The sequence below is a fragment of the Streptomyces sp. NPDC029526 genome (assembly GCF_040637405.1).
Taxonomy (GTDB): Bacteria; Actinomycetota; Actinomycetes; order Streptomycetales; family Streptomycetaceae; genus Streptomyces.
The window spans coordinates 68,696-84,637 of sequence record NZ_JBEZWE010000022.1 but is presented as its reverse complement, the minus strand read 5'-3'; the positions used below and the strand labels follow the sequence as shown (position 1 = coordinate 84,637).

Here is a 15,942-nt window from a genome sequence, read left to right as displayed (position 1 = left end):
CTGCACGAAGGCCCACTCGGCATCGGACAGTTCATGGCGACGTATCACCCGACCATGATCCCCGATCGAAGATCATTTGACGACAGACCCTAGGGAGCCCCCGGATCCCTCAGCCGTCGACGTCGACCCCGTAGCCGCGGGCCAGTGCGTCGAGCCCGTGGTCGTACCCCTGTCCGACCGCGCGGAGCCGCCAGAGCGGCCCTCGGCGGTAGATCTCCGCGAGGAGGAGGGTGCGTTCGGTGGTGGCGGCGTCCAGCGTGGCGCGGGCCAGCGGGGCGCCGCTGCTGCCGGGGGCGGCGCCGATCTGGATGGCGCCGACCGTGCCGAAGGTGACGTCACCGTCGATGGCGGCCGCGATCACGACGCGCTGCGTGGCGGGCGGCAGGGAAGCCAGGTCGAGTGCGACGGTCTGTTCGGCGGGGCCACCCGTGAGCAGGCGAGCGGTTCCCGCGGGCGTCTCCGGTGAACCGTAGAAGACGAAGTCATCGTCGGAGCCGACCTGTTCGTCGTCGTCGAGGAGGAAGGCGACCACGTCGATCTCGCCCTCGATCCGTGGCTCCCAGCCCACGGTGACGTACCACTCCGATGCCGGCCCCGCGTGCGGCACGGGCAGATCGACGACGCCGCCCCGCGGCAGGACCTGGGGCCCAGGTGCGGAGAAGAAGGCCGAGGAGTCCGGGTCGGTGACGGTCGGCGAGACGAGCCACTCCCGGTCGTGCACGGGCAGTTCGAGCGCGGTGATCCGCCGCATCCGCCGGTCGGCCTCGCCTCCCGCCAGGAGCACGACGTCGGTGACGCTGGCCGACAGGTTGATCGCCGCCGACGCGCCCAGCTCCACGACCCGGGTACGTGCCGCCACGGCCTCCGCATGGACCCCGCCCAGCACCAGGACCCGGCGACCCTCGAGAGGGCGGCCGGTCTCGTGACCGGCCGGCTCGGACCGGCGCGGAGCGGGAACGGCGGATGCCGCGCCGTCGGGCACGGGCGTCCCGCCCGGACGGGCGGCGGCCTGGCGTGCACCCGCCGGGGGTACGGCGGGAGCCGTGGCAGGTGCCGCAGCCGCAGCGGGGCCCGTGGCCGGGGCGGTAGCGGGGCCCGTGGCCGGGGCCGTCGGCGTGGGCGTGGCGGGGCTGGGGATCGTCACTTCGTGGGCGACGCCGGCCCGTACGTCCGCCAACAGTGCCAGGAACGTGGCCTCGTCGATGACGGGGACGCCCTCGGCACGGGCGCGCCGGGCCTTGGACGAGCCGGATCCCGGTTCGTTCGTGACCAGCACGCTGGTGTGACGGCTGACCGACGACATCATGTTCAGCCCGGCCTCGACGGCACGCGCCACCAACTCGGGGCGTGCGTTGGCCGTGGAGCCGGTGATGGCGACCTTCATCCCCTGCCGGAGCGGCCCGCCGGGGCTCATCCGCCCCGGATTGCGGTACGCGCAGGGCGTCTTCGGTGGTTTCGGACTGAACAGGGACTCACCGCGCGGCGGGCAGGACACCAGTGGCAGGGGCAGGTCGAGACGTGCGGCCTCGCGCAGGGTGGCCCGCAGGATCCCGGCCAGCACGCGGGTGTCGTCGAGCGCGTCGTGGGCGCGCTGTTGCGGCACTCCGTAGTGGGCGGCGAGGGTGCCGAGCTTCATGTCGGGCGTGGGCGGGTCCACTTGGCGGTTCAGCGCGAGTGTGCACAGCCGCTGCGACACCGGCAGCCACAACCGGGCTCGGGCGAACTCGTGGGCCAGGAAGTCGTAGTCGAACTGCGCGTTGTGGGCGACGAGGACGCGGTCCTGGAGCAGGGCCCCGATCCGTCCGGCGACCTGCTCGAAGGTCGGTGCACCCCGCAGCCGTTCGGCGGTGAGCCCGTGCACGCCCACCGGGCCCGGATCGCACCCCGGATCGAGCAACGTGGAGAACTCCCCGGTCTGTTCGCCGTCGGGCCCGAGCGTGATGACGGCGACCGACAGCACCCGGTCACGCCGGGCACTCAGACCGGAGGTCTCCACATCGACCAGGGCCCAGTCACGGGCGTAGTCGCCCGCGACGGGCAGGTCGAAGGAGGCAGTGGCGAGATGCATGCGGCCCAGAATGATCCGACGGACGGCCACTGATCAACCCGTATGACGACATACGCCCCCTCCGGACCGCCGATGACCCGTAAGGCGACGTACCTCCCCCCGGTCCGTTGACGCACCCCACGCTGCGCCCGCTGCGGTGGCCCGGCGACGGAGGAGACCCGGGGCGTCGGGCATCCACCGGGCGGCGGGCATCCCGTCGGGCCTGTTGAGCACCCTGCTGAGCCGCCACCGCACGGTACGCGCCGACTACGCCCTCGCCCTGGCCCTGGCGGGTGCGCTCACCGCCTGCACCCGGCCGGCTCGACGGACCTGAGGCCGGACGTGATGCCGGAGGCGAGCCGGGTACGGCGCCGGGGCAGGTGAGCCGACCTGCCGGGCCGACCTGCCGGGCCGGTGTGTGCCCCGGCGTGCCGGGATGTGACGCCATCACGCGACGGCACACCCCGGCGCGGCACCGGGAGGACGTGTCACCCGCCCTCTTCGGGCGCTTCCGCCGCCTCGGGCGCCTCGGGCGCATCCGGCGTCTCAGGAGGCGTCCCCCCTGCGGAACCCGAGGAGGGCAGCCGCCGGGCCACGACCGCACCGGCCGCGAGCCCCACGCCGGCCAGCGTGGCGGCGACCAGGAACGGGTCGAAGGAGTGCAGGGCCGGAGCGAACCCGATCCCGACGCAGACGGCCACCCCGGTGGCGCCGCCCAGCTGATCGGCGGCGCGCTGGATGCCCGAGGCGACCCCCGCGTCGTCCTCGGTGACGCCGCTGACCGCGACGTACTGCAACCCCACCAGACCGAAGCCCATCCCGGCCGCGATCAGGAGCATGGCCGGGACCAGCGCGACCCCGCCCGCCCCCAGCACCGAGACGAGGGCGATCGCGGCCATCGCGGCGGCGGTGCACCCGATCCCGGCCAGTACGCACACCCGCGCTCCCCACCGGCCCAGCAGTCGCGGTGCGAACACCGAGCAGGCGATCAACGCCACCGCGAGCGGCACCATCGTCACGCCCGCCTCCAGCGGCCCGAATCCCCACCGGTCCTGCAGGTGGAACGTGAACAACAGGAACGACGTCGACAACGCGCCGCTCAGCAGCATCGTCGTCACGTTGGCGCGCACCCGCGCGCGGTGGGCGAAGAACCGCAACGGCAACAGCGGGTGACGCGCCCGCCCTTCGACCCGCACGAGCGCGGCCCCGGCGGCCACGGCACCGGCCAGCGCCGCGGGCGTGACCCAGCCGGGCGATCCGGGCTCACCCGCCTCCACGACACCGTAGGCGAGCAGCAGCGGGCACGCGGTGAGCAGCAGCGCGCCGGGGAGGTCCAACGGCGCCGCCTCCCCGTTCGACGGCCGGTCATGCTCGACGAGGAGCACCACTGCCACCAGCACGACCAGGACGAACGGGACCGACACCAGGAAGATCCACCGCCACCCCCAGTGGGCGGTGATGAACCCCGACAGGACGAACCCGAGCACGAGACCGCAGCTGGCCACCGCCGCCCACACACCCAACGCCCGTGACCTGCGCGGCCCTTCGGGAAACGTCAGGACGACGACGGCCATCGCGGCGGGGAGCGCCACGGCCTCACCGGCCCCCTGCACGAGACGCGCCACGACCAGCAGGGGAAAGGTGGGCGCCAGCCCCGCCAGTAGCGAGGCCGCCCCGAACAGGCCGGTGCCGAGCAGCAGTACGCGCCGCCGCCCGAGCAGGTCGCCCAGCCGGCCACCGAGCATCAGCAACCCGCCACCGGTGACCGTGTACCCGACCACGACCCAGGTGAGCGCATGCCCGCCGGTGTCGAACTCGGCGCCGATCGAGGGCAGCGCGATGTTGACCACGGTCACGTCGACCGCGACGAGGAACTGCAACATGGACATCGCGCACAGCACCAGCCATGCGCGCACGGGAGACGGGCCGGGTCGCCCGCCTGAAGAGAGGATGCCTGGAAGCATCAGGTGCTCCGTCGCTCAGAGATGTCTCCGAGCAGCACGAACGTGCCGCTCCGGTCGGATCACGAAGCGGCTGGACGTCCAGGAGAAGTGACGTGCGTCGAACGTCCCGCCGCTAGCGGGAGGTCCGGGTCACTGCGGTACAGGCGGCCGCGCACGAGGAAGCAGACATGCGGGGGACGTTACCAGGAGGGGAGCCGGGGCGCCTTGGAGATGCGCCGGCCGTCGTGGCGGGGCGGACACACAGGTGGGACGGACGTAACCGACCGGATTCGAACCGGCGTCCTCGCGGTTTTGGAGACCGCGCGCGACAACCTCTGCGCTACGGCTACGCCCGGCGGGCATCCTAGCCGGGCACATGTCCGCACAGCACCGGCTTCCGGCCGGGCCGACGGCCGCAAGCCGGAGCAACCGGGAACCTGCCGCCGCCGTGCGGGAGGCGCCGCGAGAAGACTCCCGGGGCTGCCACGGAGGCCCTAGCCGTGCCGGGCGAAGATCTCCCGGAGCCGAGCCAGGTCCGCTTCCTTCTCCTCCTCGTCCTTGTACCGGCCGCCCTCGTCGCGGAGCGCCACGAACGTCTCCGGGGTGAGGCTCTGGCCGAAGCGGTAGTCCTTCAGGCAGTAGTCGAAGCCGGACTCGCGGAAGAGATCCAGGCCCTCCTGCCGACAGTGCTCCGCCACCCCGTCGGCAATGTGCCAGCCGGAGCCGTCGTACCAGAACACCCCACCCGCGTAGTGGATCGTCCGCTGCGTCTCCGGGTCGGTGAGGTTCAGCGACTCGTAGTTCTCCGGGCGGTCGCGGACCAGGGCGACGAGAGATTCGGGGACGCCCTCGAAGAAGGACTCCTGGAGCGCGTAGTCCTCCTCCGCGTAAAGATTCAGGTCCGACTCGTGGTCGAACGTCAGCAGCAGCGCGCGGCCGTCCTCCGTGAAGTACCAGACCGCGGACTGACCACCCCCGTCGTTCCAGGCCAGGCGCTGTGCGCCGGGCACCGGCACCGGCTCGGCACCGACCACGTCGTGCACGACGGCCGCACGGCGCCGCACTTCCTGAAGATCCGTCGCCGCCAGGGCGTCCCAGGTCGCATCACTCATTCCCGCAGGCTATCCGCCACGTCTGACAAGACCCTCCGCCTTTTCCCACCGCTGCGACCCCTTCCGCTGCCGCTGGTGCCGCATGAGGCACCGTTCGCCCCCGCCAGCAGCCGGAAATCCGCCTGCTGCGACTGGAGTTGCCGCGTAGCCTGCACGGCTGTGGACAGGCAACGCAGTGCTCGACAACTCCGGTTGATCAGCGAGACGGTGGAGATCGCGCATGCCACCGGTGCGGAGGTGTGGCTCCGCGGGGGCTGGGCCATGGACTTCTTCATCGGCGAGGTCACGCGTGACCATGTGGACATTGATTGGTTCGCCTGGGCACAGGATGCCTCCGCTCTGTCCGCTGGTCTGCTGCGCTCGGGCTACGAGCCTCTGTCCGGGCCTCCTGCCGACCAGCAGCTCGACTTCCGTAAGCAGGACGTGGAGTGCAGTTTCGCTCTCCTGACCAGGGACCGGTTCGAGCGCATTGTGGTCGCTGGCGGCCCATGGGCCGGAGAAAAGTGGCCGGAGGGCATGCTCGATGCAGCAGCCGGCCGCATCGGGACGCTGCGGTGCCGGATCATCAGTCCTCGCGCCCAGATCGAGATCAAGCAGATGATGCCGGTCTGGGTTCCGGGACGGCCCCGCCGGATGAAGGACACCGAGGACATTGCCCGGCTGGAGGCGGCCGTGCGACAGCAAGGCAATGGCCCGGCATGAGGCTCGTGGCGCTACCCGACAGAGAACGGGCAGTCGACGACCCATTGGCTCGTCTTCACTGGCCTCCACGGCGGGCACATCTGACGAACGTCGCTGAAACGAGGACCGAACGGCCTGCGGCACTTCAGCGCGCCCGTTCTGCTGGACGCCGGGGAGAGCACCAGGGCCCTTGAGCCCGGAGTGGCCCCGGGCCGTGAAGATGCCTCCTATCCGCGCCGTATGCGAAGGTGGGAGACATGATCATCGGGCCTAATTCTTCTAGCCCTGGGTCTTGCCGGGGATCTTGGTGACCTGCGTTTCCGCTGCTCAGAGACGGTAGGCCCGTGGGCATGGTGGTCGTCGTTGGTCGTCATTGGCCACTGTCGAGCGGCCTCGGACGGCCCAGAGACGGCCCAGCTTCTCGGTCTGAGTGGGCGCCCCCCGGGGCCTCAGCGCGAGGGGCGCCGCTTCGGGGGGACCGGGCCCGGGATCACATCCTTGCCAAGGTGTTCCTTGATCAGGTACTTGAGTTCCGGACCTTCGATGAGCTGGAGCCGGCCATGTTGGCGGGCAAAGTCGTGGCTGGCCCTACCGAACCACGATGTCGTGATCAGGATCCCCTTGGCAGCACGCTTGTGCTCAACCACTCCGGCGAGCGCCTGGACGGACTCAACACCCACGAGCTTGCTGTAGCGCTTCGCCTGAATGATGCACTCACCGTTGAAGACGGGGTCCTTGCTGACGGCCACCGCGTCCACGCCCTCGTCTTTGGACGCCTGGGTGTTCCAAGCCTCCATGCCAATCGCTTCAAACAGTTGGCGAATCAGGTGCTCGAACTCGGTGGGCGTCAGCTTCACCAGCACGGGCCTGCTGTCCAGGCCGGCGACTACATCCATGCTGTCCATGAGCCGGTACTTCGACAGGTCGAACTCGACGATGGGCCGAATCGGTTCGAGATCGTAGGGGTTGGGAGACACCAGAGCGTTAAGCCCCCTGAGGCACTGCGCTGGATCAACCTGACTGAGACGGAGCTTGCCGAACTGCTCCCTGCTGGCGCTGAGCGTCACCAGACAGGGTGAGACCTCCTGACCGGTAGCCCGGTCGATGGTTTTCACATGGCCGTTCAGGATCACGCCATTGACGACCCGGTCCGGATCGCTAGTAAGGACTTCGTGCACTGTCCTCAGAGCGACTTGCGCCAGGACGGATGCGTAGATCTCCTTGCGCTCCTTCTCTGGACGAGGCAGCACGGTCGTCTCGTCCCGGTTCTTCACGTACCGGTAGCCCCGCGCCGTGGGAACGATCGCCTCAGGAGGCAAATGGATCTCAACGAGTACGTCACCGGTGGCAGGGCGAAAGGCGATTCGATGCTCGTGCGGGAAGCCCACTGGATACACCGACGCATCCAGAACAGCCCCTAGATGAGCCTCGACCGCCGCGGGCTCCCCGGCCCTGTACGCCTCGCGCTCCTCATCCAACTTCGCGTTGAAGGTCGCCACCTCGTCAAGGGCTTGCGCTTCGGCCTGGCGGTGCTCGGCACGCTTCCGCTCCAGTGTTGCCAGCCGCTTCTCCTCGGCCCTCCGGTGACGATCCTGTGCCTCGCCGAACCGCACACGCGCCTCTGCAACCTCAGCCTCATAGCGCTTCCTGCCAAGACCAAGGACAGCAGCCAGGCCACCGGGTTCCGGTGGTGCGAACTCCTCCCAGCGCGGGGAAGGCTCCGGACGAGACCAAGGACGCTCGTCCAACGCTCTCGGCGTGTGAGTCCTCCGCCGGCGCTCAAAGGTCGTCGGCGGATCCCCCACCAGCGCGTCACGGAGCAACTGTCCAAGCTGCTCGACCTCGTGCTCGACCCCGATCGTGCGAACCCGCGCCTGCTCGGCCTGCTGCTCCTGATACGCGGCCTTCCGCTCTCGTTCCTGCCGCTTGCTGGCCGTCTCAGCGGCCTTACGCTCCCGCTCCGCTTGTCGCGCCCGTTGCTCTTGGGCACGTCGTAAAGCTTGCTGCTGCCGCTGATAGTCGTTGCCTCGGCCGCTGCCCCGTTGCGCCACCTGTTTGCCCCTCCCCTGGCCCTACTCCGCCACAGGGCTGCATTCCCCTTCGACACCTCAGAATCACGCAGGACAGGGACGTCACCTCAGCTGGTCCTCACGGTGCACGGTGGACTCAAGTCGTCTGTGCCTCAACCGACGACAGTCAGCCACGATGGCGGGTTTGCCGACCGGCCAGGCGCGCGTGTGCCTCGCTGGACTCCCACTGGTCTCAGCCACGCTGGTCGAGACGTCGTCGACTGGAGAAGCTGGGATGACCGGGCCGTGAGCACACTGCCTGAGCTACCAGCTTGGGAAGCTGCTGGCATTTGCGGAGGGTTGGGGCGCTGACCTGTATCAACGTCCATGCCGCGGCCCCGTTGGGCCTGTCTGCGTGCACCGTGATTCCCCGCTGTTCCCCGCTCGATCTGGTGCGCTTGTGGTGCGAGCAGCACCGTGCCGAAGGCTGTGCTCGTGGGGCGCGCTGTCAGTGCGCATGGCTAGGGACTCTGGCGCGCGGCCGGCTTCCGAGGTGTCCAGCTCTATAGAGCAGCTGCATCCCCGGCTCTGTTGGGGGTGGCCCAGGTACGACCTGGAACCTAACCAACGGTCGGGCTTCGTCGATGGCCAAGGCGAGACCTGCCAGCGCCGGCTGCGCACTGAGTACTGCACTGCCGCGGGAGCAGGCGCCCGCTTTCCAACTGTGGTGGTGTAGTGATGGGCTTGGTGGCGGGGGGGTCACTTGAGTTCATGGGCGGGTGGACCGCGAGACGAGCCCGGCGTGCGGGTCTCCCTGAACGGCCGTGAACGGGGCTGAATGAGGCGGAAACTGAGAGGGGCTGGGTAGGGCAGAGTTGGTCCGGACCATCATGGCCGACTGAGGGCGACGATGCGCCATGCTGGAAGCCTTGGGCACCTCAGTGCTGGCTGGTCTCGGGACTGTTCTTGGCATGAAGTCGCATACGAGCCCGTCACGGGCGGTAACTTGTTGGCATGGATGTGACGAGTGCGATGGTTGGCCCTAGAAGCCCACTTGCGCTGATCGATAAAGCACTCGCGCTTCTCGCTGCCGAGGTAGACCTGCGCGAGGATCCTGGGGCTCCCACCCATACGGTAATCATCGCTAGCGGCCTGGAAGCCTCCGGGGTAGCTAAGTCTCTAGGGCTGTATTTGGTTGGGGCTCTCGCCGGTGCTATCCAACAGGATGCGAGCCTGTGCGATGCCATGCTGCCGATCGGACCTGAGGGCCAACGGGAAGTTGAACAGGCCGTTCACCGGCTGGTAGGCATGAACAACCAGTTCATGACAAGCTCTGAAATATCGTTTCGGGATACTAAGAGAAACGCTTGGATAGCAGAAGGGGTGATGCATGCCCTGCTGATGATCAGAGCTCGGTCCGCAAGCGACATGCTGGACGGCCCTGTTCACGCATTGGCCGATCTTCACACTATCCCGACACAGCAGGGCTTGGATGCTCTAGCAATCTATACCGACGCCTCGGGCCCAGTCGTTGCAATAGGGGAAAGCAAGGCGTCACGCGACGACGGAAGTGGGCAGCTAACTGAGGCAGCGACGATCTTTCGAGACATCGATAGGATGAAGTATGGCCCCGAGTTGAGGGCAAAGCTGGGAGCTCTAAGGCGGGTAATAAACCCAGACTTGGCAGAAAAGGTCTCTAACGCATTGTGGCTTGAGCATCGATGCTATTTCCCGATGGTGGTGCATGAAACACACTTCGATCTCAAAGCGAAACGTGTCGTATACGGTCGCCTCCTCCCCTCGATAGATCGCAGACGGGTCATCGGAGTGAGACTCCAGAAGTTTCAGAAGTTCTTCGATGATATATCAGATGCAATGAGGGATGCGGTCGCGGAAGTGGTTATCTGATGTTCAATAGTGGCATAGAAGAAATGCTCTCTAGCCTTCCATCATTGGAAAACCTCGACGCCTCAACAGTACGCAGAATTTTGACGCGGGCGTGGGCGGATTGCATTGATCGGCGAGATCTGAGTAGGTCAGATACGCTTGACGGCTTGCCGGGATCAGAAGAGCATCAACGGGATTTGAATGACCTGCGTAAGCTTGCCACGGCTCTTGAGACTCACGCGATTCTGAACGAAGAGCTAGCCCGCGAGGTGAGAAGGTCATGCGCATTTGTCGCCGCTGAAGCGCTAAGCATAGTGGCGGAGGCTGATGTCGAATCTCATGAGCTAAGGGAAACTTGGCTCTTCGGTGATCAAGCAAGATATACGATCGTCGAAACAGGGCTCCTTTATTTGATCGCAGGATATGATTCGAATGCCGCTCTGACAGAGCAGGGGATTGGTGATATGCCAGCCCCGATATCTGCAATGAGCCTTGCCGAGGAATGGGTCCTTCAGCAAGTTCGATCGCTTCTCACGTTGAGATCACCTTCCGGTGACGACTTTCCGCTCCTGGAGTTGCAGGACCTTACTCTCGGCGAGCGCTCCCGCGCAAACATTCTTCGGGTCATTGGAAAAGCAGTTCGAGATTACGTTCTCTGGTTGACCTACGATGAGTCAGTCAGCAATAGCTCGGAAGAATTGCACCAGCTCCTCTACAGAATGGAGCATGACTCCGACGGACGTGCGATTTCCGCGAGTCATATCGACTTGCACCATCTACTCTTGCTTCTCACTTTTGCCGTCGAGGAAACGTCGGCACGGGCACTGAGAAGCGTGCCGCCGCCGGCCGATGATTCAGGAAGATTTTTGCGGTATCAACGGTATCGCTCAAGGAATCGGCCTCTGATGTGGCCTGGAGTGCTTGAGTATGCAAATGGGGCCTTGCCGGGGCCTCACTCTCATGCTGTTGTATCGGTCCCAACTGGGGCTGGCAAATCAGCCATTGCTGAGATAGCGATAGCTCAGGCGCTCCGAGACGGATGGGTCCTATATCTGGCGCCAACAAATGCCCTCGTTGGTCAGATACGGCGCGAGATCGGAAAGGTTTTTCGTGGCGATGACGGGGTAAAGGTTAGGGAGTTTCTTGGCGGGTCAGAGTATACGGAGCTGACCGGTGAGGCGATACGTGATATGGCGGATCGTTCGATTCTTGTGATGACTCCCGAGAAGTGCTCTCTTGCCCTTCGCCAGGCTCCTGAGATATTTCTTGATCTCTCTTTGTGCATCGTCGACGAAGCACACATGATCGGCGCACAGGATTCCCGGGCAATCATTGCTGAGTTGGTGGTCGCTGAGGTTCTGCACCGAGCGCCCGATGTCAAAATCCTGATGCTTTCTGCCCTGCTTGCGAACCCAGGTGATGTTTCTGCCTGGCTGCGAGGATCCACCGGAAGAGAGTCACTCGTAGTAAATCCACCGTGGCGCCCGACACGGACACTAAGGGCTATTGCGGGTTTCGATGCACATCAAGCTTCCGCCTTGGAAAGTGAAGCTAAAAAGGCACTTGAAAAACTGCCTCCCAGGCGAGTTAATTACCCCTTTGACGTCCCTATCTCCTTGCTGGTTGGGTTGCAAGGTGCTTGGCAGTCGCTCGACCTGTCTGACTACAGGCTCATGCATACGAATGTCAGGGCAGGCTTGCTATACAAGCGGGGAGTCGGAACAGTCGATGACAGCTATTGCAACAGAGTAGTCAAGTCACTAGCACAAGCTCTGGGGGAAAGAGATCAAAGGATCCTAGTATTCCTACCCCGGAGCAGGCATGACAGCTTCTCTTGCGCCTTGCAACTCGAAGGGTTTTCAGCGGGTGCGAACGTTCCTCCGGACTCTGATGTCGATGCGCTGCTAAAACTGGCGGACGCAGAAATTGGAGCTCCTTCCTTGCTCCGCGGTGCGCTCTCGAAGGGGGTAGCTGTTCATACGGGTGCCATGCTCAGAGAGGAGCAGCGAGCTAGTGAGATCTCATTTGAACGAGATCGTGCAAGGGCCCTGTTTGCCACTGGAACACTTGCTCAAGGGCTAAATCTTCCTGCCACAACAGTAATTGTGGGTGGAACGCAGATTGGTTGGGATCCTGATGCTGATAGAGAGGAACAAGACAGGCGAGCGCAAGCTCAGCTGCTCAATGCGATCGGGCGGGCAGGTCGAGCTCAGGTTTCATCGCGATCATTGGCGATCGTCGTACCGAACCGCGGACTCGTATTCGGGCGTAACGTAAACATAAACCAGGCTATCGGGAAGGCTAGATTTCTAGCCAAGGAGGATGCGTCCAGTGAAATAAAAAGCCAGCTTGACGGAATCATAACGGGTTCGCTGGACGGGACTCTAAACGTCGGAGAAATGACGGCGACAGAACAGGCCGCCTTCACATTCCTGTCCTTTGCGGGCAACCGAGACGATGCACGAGGTGTGATCAAAAAAAGCTGGGGTGCATATCGAGCCAATGTTGTAGACCGGGCATCTGATATCGCAGAATCACTGGAGTATGTAGGTTCTAGCTTTCTGCGCTCAACTGAATCCCCTGACTGGGTCGCTCTAGCTGCGCATCGAGCTGGAATCCCACTCGCGGAATGTGTGTTCATCTACAAGGAATTGCGGCAGCGGCTCGAAGAGATGGGACCGCCTCAAGACGTTTCAGAGTGGGCTTCAGATCTTCTCGGCATCCTTGAAGGGGCCGATTTTCATACATTGAACTTCTTGAAGCAGGAAGACTATGGTGGGACGATACTCAAAAATCTATGGGCTGAGGCAGATGAATCTCGTACTGAAGCATGGCATGTGTTCCATGATGTCCTTCAGAAGTGGATGGAGGGAGCGCCGCTACTCACAATTGCTAGTATCGCGACAGGTAAAGACACGCTGGGAAAGAACGGCCGTGGGCAGGCCGATCCGCTGCCAAAGATGATCCGCATCGTAAATGATGGGTTCGGGTATAGCTTGACATCTTTGGCGGGCGCAATCGCGGCTGTTGTGGCTGCAGGCCGCGAGCAAGAAATAGAAGGCCCTTGGGGCCTCGATGAACAAAGTCTTCGATCTCTGAATCTGCTCCCCTTCGCTATTCGCTTTGGCGCCGATGGCCCGGCCCCCATCGCCTGGATGCGGGCCGGAGCGCGGCCGCGTGTTCTAGCTCGCAAATTGAGTGGCTTGGGGCTCTTGCCTGATTTTACAGACGATGAAGAGTTGCGCAGATTGGCGGCAAGAATGCTCTCCAACTATCCGGATTCTATCCTGGCTAACATAGATTCTGCGGAAGATGCAGAGCTCATACTGGCCATGCTGGCGGCGCGGAAGATAGCTTGAGGTCGGTGGAGCGGCTTTGGGCTGGAGCTGCTTTGGCGCGAGTGATCATGGCCCCGTAAGCTTCCGGCGCGTCGGGCAGTCTGTGGACCTGCCCGGTAAAGCACGACGTTGGGGCCATGATCTTCGAGGCTCGCGCCAAAGTGGCTGCCTAAAGCCGTGGAGCCGACCGCCCCAGCCACGAGATACCTCTTCTCTGGTATCAGGTGGCTGATTGCCATGAGCGCGGCACGGGCGCCGGCCGGGCTGGAGCGGGGCGGAGACAGGAGCGCAGGCCCGGCCGGGGGCCGGGCCGCGCGCGGTGAGCGGAGCGAGCCGCCTTGAACCAGTAGAGAAAGTTGTAACTCAGTCTGCGGCGTAGCGTTTGAAGTCGTATGCACAGGCCGGGAGTTCGGCTCCTCCTCGGTGTACGAGCGGCAGGAAGAGAGTTGGGCGAACCGTCCATGTGATGCGGGTGCTGGCATGCGTAACCATCACTGTGCAGGGTTCCGAGCGCAGGAGAGCTTGCCTGGTCTCGACTCGCCCCTCGTACAGCCATGCCCACGCCTCGTCTGATGCGTCGGAGTCGAGCGCTGGTGAGATGGTGCGCAGGGCAACAGCGATCCAGCGGTCCGCCTGCGGTGCCGAGCGGGTGTCGAAGGATGCCAGGAGCGTTGGCCCTTCCGCAGAGGTCAGGTCCTCGGTCCAGCACTCGCACCAGTAGCCGCGGATGGGTGCGCTCATGAGGCCGCCCCCGGTGGGTAGACCGCGAGCACGTAGCGAGTGCCCTCGTCGTAGAGGGTGAGCTGGTATCCCGTGCCTGTGGCCATGTAGGCGAGGGCGCGTTCGTGCTCCGCCTCGTCCGTCAGCCAGTGCAGTCCCGGCCGTGCGTACGCGGCATCGAGCTGGTCGGTGATGTGGCGGGCGCGCTCTTGTAACCAGCGCAGGGCCAGGCGCGGGCTCGCTGCGTCGTGTGATCCCAGCGGGATCGAGCGCACCTGATCCAGGGGGTAGGCGGCGGCCCGGCACTGGTAGGGGAGAGGCTGGCTGCCCACGTCCAGGGCCTCGGGATGCGTGTACGTCAGCACGGGTGTCCTCCTGCCGATCCTCGCGGTGCGGCGAACAGTTCCGCGGTGACGGTGTGGCCGGCCTGGCTGCGGTGGACGATGACCCGGTGCGCGAGAACGCTGACCAGATCCAAGCCTCGGCCGTGTTCGGCGTCCTGGTCCCGGTGCTCGACCTTCGGGGCAGTGCCAGTGCCTCCGTCGTCCGTGACCGAGAGCGCGATCACTTGCGCGGAGACCGCCAAGGCCAAGTGAAAGCTGCCCGCCTGATGGCCGCTGGCCGTGTGGAGGATCGCGTTCGCGCTCAGCTCGCTGACGATCAGCTCGGCGTCCTCGGCCAACGGCGATCCCCGCAGGATGTCGCGGGTCCAGCGGCGGGCCCTGCTGACCTCTTCCGGGAAACCTGGGCAACTGAGCCCCCAGACCCGGGCGCGACTCGTATACTCGTGCATACAAGTTCCTTCATGCTGGTAGGCCGCCATGTGCAGCGGGTTCGGGCTAGACGAGTTTCACGCCGTCGTGGGCGCGGACGGCCGGCGGGGACGCCGCGTCGAGTGCGTCAAGCACGCGGATCGCGTACGCCTCGTCGGTGAGTTCGATGACTTCTTCGCGGGTGGCCCAGTGCAGGGCGCGGGTCTCGTCCCCCGTGGTGGGAGTGCCGTCGGCCGCCTGGCAGCGGAAGACGAGGGAGACGATCAGGCCCGTCATGTTCTTGTAGACACCGGTCAGGGTCGCGGGAAGCTCGATCTTGATGCCAGTCTCTTCGAGGACTTCGCGCTGAAGGGCCTCGGGGATGGTCTCCTCGCGTTCGAGGACTCCGCCCGGGGGTTCCCAGTGGCCGTTGTCGCGGCGCTTGATCAGGAGGGCCCGGCCTTGGTCATCGACGATGACCCCGGCGACGCTCACGGAGTGCGGGCGTTCTGTGCTCACGTTCCTCGGCCCTCTCGGCTGACTAGGCTCTCCACCGTAGCAACAAAACTCGCCCACTCGTCTAGATACCTAAAGGAGTACGCATGGCGTCTCTACCGAGCATTCTCGGCGGCCTCGACCCGACCAGTGATCGTGCGGTCTTCCGGCAGATCGCCGACCAGCTGCGCGAGGCCATCGACCGTGGGCGATTCAAGGAAGGGGAGAAGCTGCCCTCCGAGGCTGAGCTGGTCGAGCACTACGGGGTTTCCCGGATGACGGTCCGGAACTCCTTCTCGATCCTCCAGGGCGAGGGCCTGGTGCACGCCGAGCACGGCCGGGGCGTCTTCGTCCGGCCCCGGCCTCCGGTGCGCCGCCTCGCCTCCGACCGGTTCGCCCGGCGCCACCGCGAACAGGGCAAGTCCGCGTTCATCGTGGAGGCCGACGCCGCCGGCAGTCACCCCACCGTGGACAGCCTGGAGGTGAAGGAGGAGAAGGCAGGCCAGGACATCTCCACCCGGCTCGGTTCCGTGCGGCGCGTGCTCGCCCGGCGTCGCCGGTACCTGCTCGACGGCCGACCGGTCGAGTTCGCCACGTCCTACCTCCCGCTTGACATCGCCCGCGGTACGCAGATCGCCGAGCCCAACCCCGGCCCCGGCGGCATCTACGCCCGTCTCGAGGAACTGGGCCACCAGCTCGACCACTTCGAGGAGGAGATCCGGGCCCGGATGCCCTCGCCGTCCGAGGTGAAGACGCTCCAACTGGCCTCCGGCGTGCCGGTGATCCACCTGATCCGTACCGCCTTCGACACTTCGGGACGGGCCGTGGAGGTCTGCGACACGGTGATGGCGGCCGACGCCTACGTCCTCTCCTACCAGCTTCCGGCGACCTGATCGGCGGTGCGCGAGGCCACTTCTCCGGACTCGTACACACCGACACGCATACTCGTATAGACGAG

General features: G+C 65.3%; 12 protein-coding genes and 1 tRNA gene. 4 read left to right on the top strand and 9 right to left on the bottom strand.

The features are described 5' to 3' along the window. Positions 1–109: 109 nt before the first annotated feature. From AB0F01_RS28800 to AB0F01_RS28785, 4 genes are all read right to left on the bottom strand, one after another. A complete protein-coding gene (locus AB0F01_RS28800) occupies positions 110–2,068 on the bottom strand; it encodes a TerD family protein (protein WP_362101576.1) in 1,959 nt (652 codons plus the stop codon). Between the two features lie 467 nt (positions 2,069–2,535). Continuing rightward, a complete protein-coding gene (locus AB0F01_RS28795; protein ID WP_362101573.1) occupies positions 2,536–3,936 on the bottom strand; it encodes an MFS transporter in 1,401 nt (466 codons plus the stop codon). A gap of 329 nt (positions 3,937–4,265) precedes the next feature. Then, a tRNA-Trp gene (locus AB0F01_RS28790) sits at positions 4,266–4,340 on the bottom strand. A gap of 144 nt (positions 4,341–4,484) precedes the next feature. Further along, the gene (locus AB0F01_RS28785; RefSeq protein WP_362101572.1) at positions 4,485–5,102 is read right to left on the bottom strand and encodes a hypothetical protein; all 618 of its coding nucleotides are present in this window, start codon (positions 5,100–5,102) and stop codon (positions 4,485–4,487) included. Between the two features lie 192 nt (positions 5,103–5,294). On the opposite strand from AB0F01_RS28785, the gene AB0F01_RS28780 reads away from it, so the two are divergent. Continuing rightward, positions 5,295–5,804 (top strand): aminoglycoside adenylyltransferase, encoded by a 510-nt coding sequence (locus AB0F01_RS28780; RefSeq protein WP_362101570.1) that lies wholly within the window; start codon positions 5,295–5,297, stop codon positions 5,802–5,804. A 428-nt stretch (positions 5,805–6,232) separates the two neighbouring features. On the opposite strand, the gene AB0F01_RS28775 is transcribed toward AB0F01_RS28780, so the two are convergent. Next, positions 6,233–7,834 (bottom strand): restriction endonuclease, encoded by a 1,602-nt coding sequence (locus AB0F01_RS28775; RefSeq protein WP_362101568.1) that lies wholly within the window; start codon positions 7,832–7,834, stop codon positions 6,233–6,235. A gap of 972 nt (positions 7,835–8,806) precedes the next feature. Here AB0F01_RS28775 and AB0F01_RS28770 point away from each other — a divergent pair. After that, positions 8,807–9,700: a hypothetical protein gene (locus tag AB0F01_RS28770; RefSeq protein WP_362101565.1), complete on the top strand. Its 894-nt coding sequence runs from the start codon at positions 8,807–8,809 to the stop codon at positions 9,698–9,700. A gap of 44 nt (positions 9,701–9,744) precedes the next feature. Then, a complete protein-coding gene (locus tag AB0F01_RS28765) occupies positions 9,745–13,038 on the top strand; it encodes a DEAD/DEAH box helicase (protein WP_362101562.1) in 3,294 nt (1,097 codons plus the stop codon). Positions 13,039–13,380: 342 nt separating this feature from the next. Here AB0F01_RS28765 and AB0F01_RS28760 read toward each other — a convergent pair whose 3' ends face one another. From AB0F01_RS28760 to AB0F01_RS28745, 4 genes are read right to left on the bottom strand one after another with little or no spacing between them, the layout of a single operon-like run. Continuing rightward, on the bottom strand, positions 13,381–13,758 hold the full coding sequence (locus AB0F01_RS28760) for a hypothetical protein (RefSeq protein ID WP_189408791.1): 378 nt from the start codon (positions 13,756–13,758) through the stop codon (positions 13,381–13,383). Then, the gene (locus tag AB0F01_RS28755) at positions 13,755–14,102 is read right to left on the bottom strand and encodes a hypothetical protein (RefSeq protein WP_167997438.1); all 348 of its coding nucleotides are present in this window, start codon (positions 14,100–14,102) and stop codon (positions 13,755–13,757) included. The genes AB0F01_RS28760 and AB0F01_RS28755 overlap by 4 nt, the downstream gene beginning before the upstream one ends. Continuing rightward, on the bottom strand, positions 14,096–14,530 hold the full coding sequence (locus tag AB0F01_RS28750; protein WP_189408790.1) for an ATP-binding protein: 435 nt from the start codon (positions 14,528–14,530) through the stop codon (positions 14,096–14,098). Before AB0F01_RS28750 ends, AB0F01_RS28755 begins: the two co-directional genes overlap by 7 nt. Positions 14,531–14,576: 46 nt before the next feature. Continuing rightward, positions 14,577–14,984, bottom strand: coding sequence for an NUDIX hydrolase (locus tag AB0F01_RS28745; RefSeq protein ID WP_093769033.1), 408 nt, complete (start codon positions 14,982–14,984; stop codon positions 14,577–14,579). Between the two features lie 107 nt (positions 14,985–15,091). On the opposite strand from AB0F01_RS28745, the gene AB0F01_RS28740 reads away from it, so the two are divergent. Further along, positions 15,092–15,877, top strand: coding sequence for a GntR family transcriptional regulator (locus tag AB0F01_RS28740; protein ID WP_093845629.1), 786 nt, complete (start codon positions 15,092–15,094; stop codon positions 15,875–15,877). Positions 15,878–15,942 lie beyond the last annotated feature (65 nt).